Genomic DNA, 8,304 nt, shown 5'->3' with positions numbered 1-8,304 from the left:
GCTCCAACAGTTTGATTGCATTTCAACTCGCCAGCCGATTCGGCTGCCCTACCCCACTTTTCAGCTTTCCCGGCTGAGCCGCCCCGCTATATCAGCCGGGATTCACCCGCCACAGCGCACAAAATAGCCCCACTGCTCACCCCATGGATTCGTGCCCCCATGCAAACCACCAACACTGTCTTGATGATTCGCCCGGCGCGCTTTGCCTTCAACCCGGATACCGCGATCAACAACCACTTCCAACGCCAGCCACTTGACCCGCTGAGCGCGCAGCAAAAAGCGCTGCAGGAGTTCGACGGCTATGTCGATACCCTGCGCCAACATGGCGTAGAGGTGCTGGTGGTGCAAGACACCCCGGCGCCCCACACGCCCGACTCGATCTTCCCCAACAACTGGTGGAGCAGCCACGCCGATGGCAGCCTGGTGCTGTACCCGATGGAAGGCCAGAACCGACGACTGGAGCGCAACAAAGGTGTGCTGCAAGTGCTGGAGCAGCGTTTTGCGATCCGTAGCACCATCGACCTCAGCCCCCTCGAACAACAGAACATCTTCCTCGAAGGCACCGGCAGCATGGTGCTCGACCGCCAGCACCGTATCAGCTATGCCTGCCACTCCGGGCGTACCCACCAAGACGCCTTGCGCCAGTTCGCCGAACGCCTCGACTACCAACTCTGCGTCTTCCACGCCGTCGACCGCCACCACGCGCCGATCTACCACAGCAACGTGATGATGAGTGTCGGCCGCGACCTCTCGGTGGTGTGCCTGCAAGCCCTGCCCGATGCCAGCGAACGCCAGGCCCTGGAGCGCTCGCTGCGCGACACCGGCAAAGACATCCTTGCCCTCGACTTCGACCAGCTCGAAGCCTTCGCCGGCAACATGCTTGAAGTCCACGACCGTGACGGCCAGCCGCTGCTGGTGATGTCGGCCAGCGCCTGGAGCGCCCTGCACCCGGCCCAGCGCACGCATGTAGAACGCCACACCCGCCCGGTGGTGGTGAACATCGACAACATCGAACGCATCGGCGGCGGCAGTGCCCGCTGCATGCTGGCGGAAGTGCACCTGCCCGCCCGCGCCTCATTTCAATAAGGAGTCTTGCCATGACCCGTTATATCGACGTCAACGACCTCAGCTACCTGGTTTCACAAAAAGGCCTGCAAACCTGCATCAGCGAAATGGCCGAATACATCCGCGCCGACTACCTGCGCTGGCAGGACTTCGAAAAGTGCGCGCGCCTGGCCAACCATTCGCCGGACGGCGTGATCGAGCTGATGCCGGTGTCCGACGCCTCGCTGTACGCCTTCAAGTACGTGAACGGCCACCCGAAGAACACCCTGGCCGGCATGCTCACAGTGATGGCCTTTGGCGCCCTGGGCGATGTCGACACCGGCAAGCCGGTGCTGCTGGCCGAAATGACCCTGACCACCGCGATCCGCACCGCGGCCACCTCTGCCCTGGTAGCCCGTTACCTGGCGCGCGACAACAGCCGCAGCATGGCGTTGATCGGCAACGGCTCGCAAAGCGAGTTCCAGGCCCTGGCCTTCCACGCCATGCTCGGTATCACCGAAATCCGCCTGTTCGATATCGACGCCAAGGCCACTGCCAAGCTGGCGGCCAACCTCAAGGCGTTCCCGGCGATCAAGGTGATCCTGGCCGCCAGCGTGGCCGAAGCGGTCAAAGGCGCGGACATCGTCACCACCGTCACGGCCGACAAGGCTTACGCCACCATCCTCACCGACGACATGATCGAACCGGGCATGCACCTGAATGCCGTGGGCGGCGACTGCCCCGGCAAAACCGAGCTGGACCGCCGCATCGTCGAGCGCGCCCGGGTGATCGTCGAGTACGAACCGCAAAGCCGTGTCGAAGGTGAAATCCAGCACATGCCCGAAGATTCGCCGGTGACCGAGCTGTGGCAAGTGATCAATGGCCAGCAGCCCGGCCGCGAGAACGCGCGCCAAGTCACGCTGTTCGACTCGGTGGGTTTTGCCATCGAAGACTACTCGGCCCTGCGTTACGTGCTGGACGTGGCCAAGGCGCTGGATGTGGGCAGTACCCTTGAGCTGGTGCCGGACCTCGCCGACCCGAAAGACCTGTTTGCACGCCTGGCCCAACAGCCATGCGTACAGCACAAAAAGCGCGCCTGAAACCGCTCTGGCCTGCCGCTTTGCGCCCAAGGCAGGCCGGATTTACATCAGTCAAAAGCCGATTTTGCGCGTGCCGCAGCCGATTCCGCTGCATTGCGCTTTTTAACAGCGCAATTTGCGCTTTATGCACGGGGTAAACGACACAAAAAACGCACCACCATGAAGCATTCTCTGCTCCCAGCGATTCACCGCCCTTACATCAATTACAAAATATAGGGACTGTCACATGACTCCATTGCGATCACTCTTCGCCGCGTTGCTGTTGCCACTGTGCGCGAGCGCCGCCCACGCCCAGGACTGGAAAGAAATCCGCTTCGGCGTGTTCCCCGAATACCCGCCCTTTGAGTCCGTCGCCGCCGACGGCAGCCTGCAAGGTTTTGATATCGAGTTGGGCAACGCCATCTGCGCCAAGCTCGAAGTCAAATGCACCTGGGTGCACAACGAGTTCGACGGCATGATCCCGGCCCTGCGCGCGCGCAAGTTCGACGCGATCATGTCGTCCATGGCGGTCACACCGGCTCGCGAAAAAGTCATCGACTTCAGCGACCGCCTGTTCCTCAGCCCCACCTCGGTGATCACCCGTAAAAACGCCGACTTCGGCGACACGCCGGAGTCGCTCAAAGGCAAGCAGGTGGGCGTGCTGCAAGGTTCACTGCAGGAAGCCTATGCACGTGCGCACCTGGCCAGGCTCGGCGCGCAGATCAAGGCGTACCAGTCCCAGGAGCAGAACTACGCCGACCTGCAAAACGGCCGCCTCGACGCCACCCTGACCGACAAGCTCGAAGCCCAGCTCAACTTCCTGTCCAAGCCTGAAGGCGCCGACTACAAGACCGGCCCGGCCTTCAAGGACCCGACCTTGCCGCTGGATATCGCCATGGGCTTGCGCAAGAACGACGCCGAACTGCGTGCGCTGATCAATAAGGGCATCGCCGCCGTGCAGGCCGATGGCACCTACGCACAGATCCAGAAGAAGTACTTCGGCGATCAGGATATCTACAACGAGTAAGCCTGTGGGAGCGGGCTTGCCCGCGATAGCGGTGGGTCAGCCACTGTAAATGTTGACTGATAGGCCGCCATCGCAGGCAAGCCAGCTCCCACACAAGCCAGCTCCCACCGTTAATCTCTGTGCTTGATCGAGATCTCCTCAATGAACGAACTCCTCAACCTGCAAGGCTACGGCCCGATGCTGGCCCAGGGTGCCTGGATGACGCTCAAGCTGGCGTTGCTGGCGCTGACCCTGAGCCTCGCCCTGGGCCTGATCGCCGCCGGTGCCAAGCTTTCGAGCGCCAAATGGCTGCGCGTGCCCGCCACCCTGTACACCACGCTGATACGCAGCGTGCCGGACCTGGTGCTGATCCTGCTGATTTTCTACAGCCTGCAACTGTGGCTCAACGACCTGAGCGAAGTGTTCGGCTGGGATTACTTTGAAATCGATCCGTTTACCGCCGGGGTGATCACCCTGGGGTTTATCTACGGCGCGTATTTCACCGAAAACTTTCGCGGCGCCATTCTCAGTGTGCCGGCCGGGCAACTGGAAGCCGCCACCGCCTACGGCCTGAGCCGCTGGCAGCGTTTTCACCTGGTGCTGTTCCCGCAACTGATGCGCTTTGCCCTGCCGGGCCTGGGCAACAACTGGCTGGTGCTGCTCAAGTCCACGGCGCTGGTGTCGATCATCGGCCTGTCGGACCTGGTCAAGGCTGCGCAAAACGCGGGCAAGACCACCAATGAGCCACTGTACTTCCTGATCCTCGCGGGCCTGGTGTACCTGGTGATCACCACCCTCTCCAACCGCATCTTCAAGCGCCTCGAACGGCGCTACAACCTCGGCATCAAGGGGATGGCGCGATGATCGAACTGTTCCAGCAATACGGCCTGGCCTACCTGTTCAGCGATGGCACAGGGTTGTCCGGAGTCGCCATGACGTTGTGGCTGTTTATCATCTCGGTGGTCGCAGGTTTTGTGCTGTCGATCCCGCTGGCGCTGGCGCGCGTCTCGCAGCACGTCTGGCTGCGCTGGCCGGTGGAGGTCTACACCTATCTGTTTCGTGGCACGCCGCTGTATATCCAATTGCTGATTTGCTACACCGGGCTTTACAGTCTGGAAGTGGTGCAGGACAACGCGCTGCTTAATCAGTTTTTCCGTAATGCGCTCAACTGCACGTTGCTGGCGTTTGTGCTCAACACCTGCGCCTACACCGTGGAAATCTTCGCCGGGGCGATCCGCAACATTCCCCACGGCGAAATCGAAGCCGCGCGTGCCTATGGCCTGCACGGCTGGCGCCTCAACCTGTTTGTGGTGGTGCCCGCCGCGCTGCGCCGTGCGCTGCCGGCCTACAGCAATGAAATGATCCTGATGTTGCACGCTACCTCGCTGGCCTTTACCGCCACCGTCGCCGATATCCTCAAGGTCGCCCGCGACGCCAACGCCGAGACGTTCCTGACGTTCCAGGCTTTCGGCATCGCCGCCCTGCTCTACATGCTGCTGTCCTTTGCACTGGTGGGCCTGTTCCGACTGGCCGAACGTCGCTGGATGCGTTTTCTTGTTCCTACCCGAGGCTAACCCATGAATCAGTCCGCGCAGGCCCTGGCCGCTTACCCTGTTGACGCCCCCGTTGCCAAACCGGCAACCGCTGCGATCAAGCTTCAAGTCGAAGGCATCCACAAACGTTACGGCGACCACGAAGTGCTCAAGGGCGTGTCCCTCAATGCACGCAACGGCGACGTCATCAGCCTGATCGGCGCCAGCGGTTCGGGCAAAAGCACGATGCTGCGCTGCATCAACTTTCTCGAACAGCCGGACGCCGGGGTCATCACCCTCGATGGCATCAGCATCGAAATGCGCCAGGGCCGCGCCGGCACCCGCGCGCCGCACCAGGAACAACTGCAAAACCTGCGCACACGCCTGGCCATGGTGTTCCAGCACTTCAACCTGTGGAGCCACATGACCGTGCTGGAAAACATCACCATGGCCCCGCGCCGGGTGTTGGACGTGAGCGCGGCAGAGGCGGAAAAACGCGCACGCCTGTACCTGGACAAGGTCGGCCTGCCCGGCCGCGTGGCCGATCAATACCCGGCGTTTCTGTCCGGCGGCCAGCAACAACGCGTGGCCATCGCAAGGGCATTGGCGATGGAGCCGGAAATTATTCTGTTCGATGAACCGACCTCAGCGCTGGACCCGGAACTTGTAGGAGAAGTCCTCAAAGTCATACAGACGTTGGCCGAGGAAGGTCGTACCATGCTGATGGTCACCCACGAAATGGGCTTTGCCCGCCAGGTGTCCAGCCAAGTGCTGTTTTTGCACCAGGGCCGAGTCGAGGAACAAGGCGGCGCCGAGATCCTCGACCATCCCAACAGCGAACGCTTGCAGCAATTTCTTTCCAACCGTTTGAAGTGAACTCATGGATACCAAGGCCAACGGACCCCACTCTTCGCCCACGCTGGACCGCATCGATGAGGCGATCATCGACGTGTTGCGCCACCAGGGGCGTATCACCTACGAAAAGCTTTCCTCGCTTGTACACCTGACACCCAGGCCGTGCCTGGAACGGGTGCGCAAGCTGGAGCGACGCGGGGTGATCCGTGGTTATGGGGCGATCATCGATGTGCAGATGGTCTCGCCAGGGCTGTCGCTGCTGGTGCTGGTGGCCTTGTCCAATCAGAGCGGGCGCTCGGCGCAGAAGGCCTTTGAGGCCTGCGTCAAAGCCTGCCCGCAGGTGTTCGAGTGCCAACTGATCAGCGGGCCGTTCGACTACAGCTTGCGCATGCGCTGCCGGGATATGGAGCATTACCGGGTGCTGACGGAGACCTGGCTGAACAACGATGAGCTGCACATCGATAAGTTGGTGGCGCATCCGGAGTTGGCGGTAGTCAAAAACACCGCGACCGAACTGGCCTGAAACCCACGCTAGATCGTTCCCACGCTCCGCGTGGGAATGCATCCAGTGACGCTCCGCATCACGACCTCAAAGCAGACGCGGAGCGTCCAGGGCGGCATTCCCACGCAGAGCGTGGGAACGATCATCGAGCCAGCTCCCACATTTTTAACTGTGCCCGCTTGAGATTTTCTTGCCCGGCCTGGCCCCGATCAGCTTCGCCTGCCCATCCTTCTGCTTGCCCGTGCGCGCCTCGCTGATCAACCCCGGTATCAGCTTGCCCTCCGGCAGATTCTTCCAGAACCGGCTGGGCAAATGCCCTTCCATCACTTTGGGGTTTAACCGCGCCGGGTTGAAGATATGGCTGTAATAGGTCAGCCACATCGCACTGTGTGGGTCTTCGACATTTTGCGCCAACTGTTGCCATGCCTCAGGGCACTGGCGTTGATGAATCAACTGCTCACCGTCGTAATACACACCGTCCAAAGGCGTTGCGATCATCCAGCGATGGCGGCCCATGCGCCCGACAAAATGCTGGCTGGCGGACTTCAAGATGTCATGGGCCGGCTCATGCCACGCCACATACTCAGGCAACTGCGGGCCGGCCTGCGCAGGCAAGGCAATAAACCGCACAAACGCATGCAGGTGATGGGCCTCGCGGCTGACCTGTTTGATGCGCCGCTGTAACTCACTGCCCAACTTGTCCCCGGCCAGCATCGCGGTGCGGTCGCCATGGCTGACACGCCACAACACCTCGTACAACAGGCTCCAGCGCTGATCACCGTGGTAACAGGCGGCCGATTCCAACAACTCCAGCAACGCCTTGGGAATCCGCGCCTGAAACGGCCCGAGCTGCTCAGGTACAGGCTCGTCCGTGGCAAACAGGTCCGCCACTTCGGCCTCGCCCCAGCTCACCTGGCTGGGGTCGACCTGATGGCTGAGCAGCCAGCGCGCCTGCTCGCGCCAGGTGCTGAAGAGGTTGTCGCATTCCAGGCTGATCATCCCCACAGCCCCATCTGTTGTGGCTGCGGGCGGTCGCGCAGTTGCTCGCGCAGCAGCACGCTGGTGCTGTCCGCCTGTTGCGGGTGGTAGTCGCTGGTGATGAAAAACGGCTTGGCCTTGGCCAGCACGCAACGCATGCGCGCCAGGTCTTCAAAGCGAATTTTGCGTTCGCGGCGCAGGTCGACCAGGCGCTGGGTGGTACGCAGACCAATGCCGGGAATGCGCGCGATCAGCGTGGGTTCGGCGCGGTTCAGGTCCAGCGGGAACACCTCGCGGTGCTCCAGCGCCCAAGCCAGCTTGGGATCGATATCCAGCGCCAGATGGCCTGGGCCTTCGAACAGCTCATTGGCGCTGAAACCGTAACTGCGCAGCAGAAAGTCGGCCTGGTACAGGCGGTGTTCACGCATCAGCGGCGGCGCGGCCAGCGGCACACTTTTGGGGCTGTTGGGGATGGGGCTGAACGCCGAGTAATACACGCGCCGCAGCTTGTAGTTGCCATACAGCGCCTCCGCACCGTGCAGGATGGTGCTGTCGTCGGTGTCATCGGCGCCGACGATCATCTGCGTGCTCTGCCCCGCTGGCGCAAAACGCGGTGCGCGCGGCTCGTTGAACACCGTCTGCTCGCCGGTGTAGATGGTCTGCATGGCTTGCTTGATCGAGCCGATCTGCTTCTCCGGCGCCAGGGTTTGCAGGCTGGCGTCGGTGGGCAACTCGATGTTCACGCTGAGGCGATCGGCATAACGCCCGGCTTCGACGATCAGCGCAGGGTCGGCTTCGGGAATGGTCTTGAGGTGGATGTAACCGCGAAAGTCATGCTCTTCGCGCAACAGTTTGGCGACTCGAACCAGTTGCTCCATGGTGTAGTCGGCCGAGCGGATTATGCCGGAGCTGAGAAACAGCCCGCTGACGCAATTGCGTTTGTAGAAGTCCAGGGTCAGGGTAACCACCTCCTCCGGGCTGAAACGCGCACGGGGCACGTCGCTGGAGCGGCGGTTGACGCAGTATTGGCAGTCGTACAGGCAGAAATTGGTGAGCAACACCTTGAGCAACGACACACAACGCCCGTCCGGCGTGTAGCTGTGGCAAATGCCCATGCCATCGGTAGAACCCAGCCCGGCCTTGCCCTCGGAGCTGCGCTTGGGCGCGCCACTGCTGGCGCAGGAAGCGTCGTACTTGGCGGCGTCGGCGAGGATGCTGAGTTTTTCGATCAACTGCATGAAGGGCTACCGATACTGGTTTTTTGTACAGTACCAATAGCCCGACGTTGTCACAAGTGCCGTCTGTAGG

Annotated in this window: 9 protein-coding genes; 7 read left to right on the top strand and 2 right to left on the bottom strand. The window is 61.7% G+C overall.

From position 1 onward, the window contains the following. Positions 1-159: 159 nt before the first annotated feature. The 7 genes from ctlX (at position 160) to FEM54_RS17630 (ending at position 6,039) form a co-directional block, all read left to right on the top strand. Positions 160-1,086 (top strand): citrulline utilization hydrolase CtlX, encoded by a 927-nt coding sequence (gene ctlX, locus FEM54_RS17660; RefSeq protein WP_099549987.1) that lies wholly within the window; start codon positions 160-162, stop codon positions 1,084-1,086. An 11-nt stretch (positions 1,087-1,097) separates the two neighbouring features. Beyond that, complete coding sequence (locus tag FEM54_RS17655) at positions 1,098-2,144, top strand: ornithine cyclodeaminase (protein ID WP_138452173.1); 1,047 nt, start codon at positions 1,098-1,100, stop codon at positions 2,142-2,144. Between the two features lie 226 nt (positions 2,145-2,370). Then, the gene (locus tag FEM54_RS17650; protein WP_138452171.1) at positions 2,371-3,150 is read left to right on the top strand and encodes an ABC transporter substrate-binding protein; all 780 of its coding nucleotides are present in this window, start codon (positions 2,371-2,373) and stop codon (positions 3,148-3,150) included. Positions 3,151-3,291: 141 nt separating this feature from the next. Continuing rightward, positions 3,292-3,993: an ABC transporter permease gene (locus FEM54_RS17645; RefSeq protein WP_017136263.1), complete on the top strand. Its 702-nt coding sequence runs from the start codon at positions 3,292-3,294 to the stop codon at positions 3,991-3,993. After that, the gene (locus FEM54_RS17640; RefSeq protein WP_056861353.1) at positions 3,990-4,703 is read left to right on the top strand and encodes an ABC transporter permease; all 714 of its coding nucleotides are present in this window, start codon (positions 3,990-3,992) and stop codon (positions 4,701-4,703) included. The genes FEM54_RS17645 and FEM54_RS17640 overlap by 4 nt, the downstream gene beginning before the upstream one ends. 3 nt (positions 4,704-4,706) lie before the next feature. Then, positions 4,707-5,537: an ABC transporter ATP-binding protein gene (locus FEM54_RS17635; protein ID WP_178111031.1), complete on the top strand. Its 831-nt coding sequence runs from the start codon at positions 4,707-4,709 to the stop codon at positions 5,535-5,537. 4 nt (positions 5,538-5,541) lie between these two features. After that, the gene (locus FEM54_RS17630; protein WP_003192319.1) at positions 5,542-6,039 is read left to right on the top strand and encodes an Lrp/AsnC family transcriptional regulator; all 498 of its coding nucleotides are present in this window, start codon (positions 5,542-5,544) and stop codon (positions 6,037-6,039) included. A 144-nt stretch (positions 6,040-6,183) separates the two neighbouring features. On the opposite strand, the gene FEM54_RS17625 is transcribed toward FEM54_RS17630, so the two are convergent. Then, a complete protein-coding gene (locus tag FEM54_RS17625; protein ID WP_017136265.1) occupies positions 6,184-7,017 on the bottom strand; it encodes a TIGR03915 family putative DNA repair protein in 834 nt (277 codons plus the stop codon). Further along, positions 7,014-8,234, bottom strand: coding sequence for a putative DNA modification/repair radical SAM protein (locus FEM54_RS17620; RefSeq protein ID WP_017136266.1), 1,221 nt, complete (start codon positions 8,232-8,234; stop codon positions 7,014-7,016). The genes FEM54_RS17625 and FEM54_RS17620 overlap by 4 nt, the downstream gene beginning before the upstream one ends. Positions 8,235-8,304 lie beyond the last annotated feature (70 nt).

The sequence above is a fragment of the Pseudomonas edaphica genome, assembly GCF_005863185.1.
GTDB classification, from domain to species: domain Bacteria; phylum Pseudomonadota; class Gammaproteobacteria; order Pseudomonadales; family Pseudomonadaceae; genus Aquipseudomonas; species Aquipseudomonas edaphica.
The sequence above is the reverse complement of the archived record's forward strand: the minus strand, read 5'-3'. Positions and strand labels throughout refer to the sequence as shown.

Bases quoted from the DNA above. Each gene is read 5' to 3' on its own strand.
- ctlX (WP_099549987.1), top strand. From the start codon at position 160: ATGCAAACCACCAACACTGTCTTGATGATTCGCCCGGCGCGCTTTGCC.
- FEM54_RS17655 (WP_138452173.1), top strand. From the start codon at position 1,098: ATGACCCGTTATATCGACGTCAACGACCTCAGCTACCTGGTTTCACAA.
- FEM54_RS17650 (WP_138452171.1), top strand. From the start codon at position 2,371: ATGACTCCATTGCGATCACTCTTCGCCGCGTTGCTGTTGCCACTGTGC.
- FEM54_RS17645 (WP_017136263.1), top strand. From the start codon at position 3,292: ATGAACGAACTCCTCAACCTGCAAGGCTACGGCCCGATGCTGGCCCAG.
- FEM54_RS17640 (WP_056861353.1), top strand. From the start codon at position 3,990: ATGATCGAACTGTTCCAGCAATACGGCCTGGCCTACCTGTTCAGCGAT.
- FEM54_RS17635 (WP_178111031.1), top strand. From the start codon at position 4,707: ATGAATCAGTCCGCGCAGGCCCTGGCCGCTTACCCTGTTGACGCCCCC.
- FEM54_RS17630 (WP_003192319.1), top strand. From the start codon at position 5,542: ATGGATACCAAGGCCAACGGACCCCACTCTTCGCCCACGCTGGACCGC.
- FEM54_RS17625 (WP_017136265.1), bottom strand. From the start codon at position 7,017: ATGATCAGCCTGGAATGCGACAACCTCTTCAGCACCTGGCGCGAGCAG.
- FEM54_RS17620 (WP_017136266.1), bottom strand. From the start codon at position 8,234: ATGCAGTTGATCGAAAAACTCAGCATCCTCGCCGACGCCGCCAAGTAC.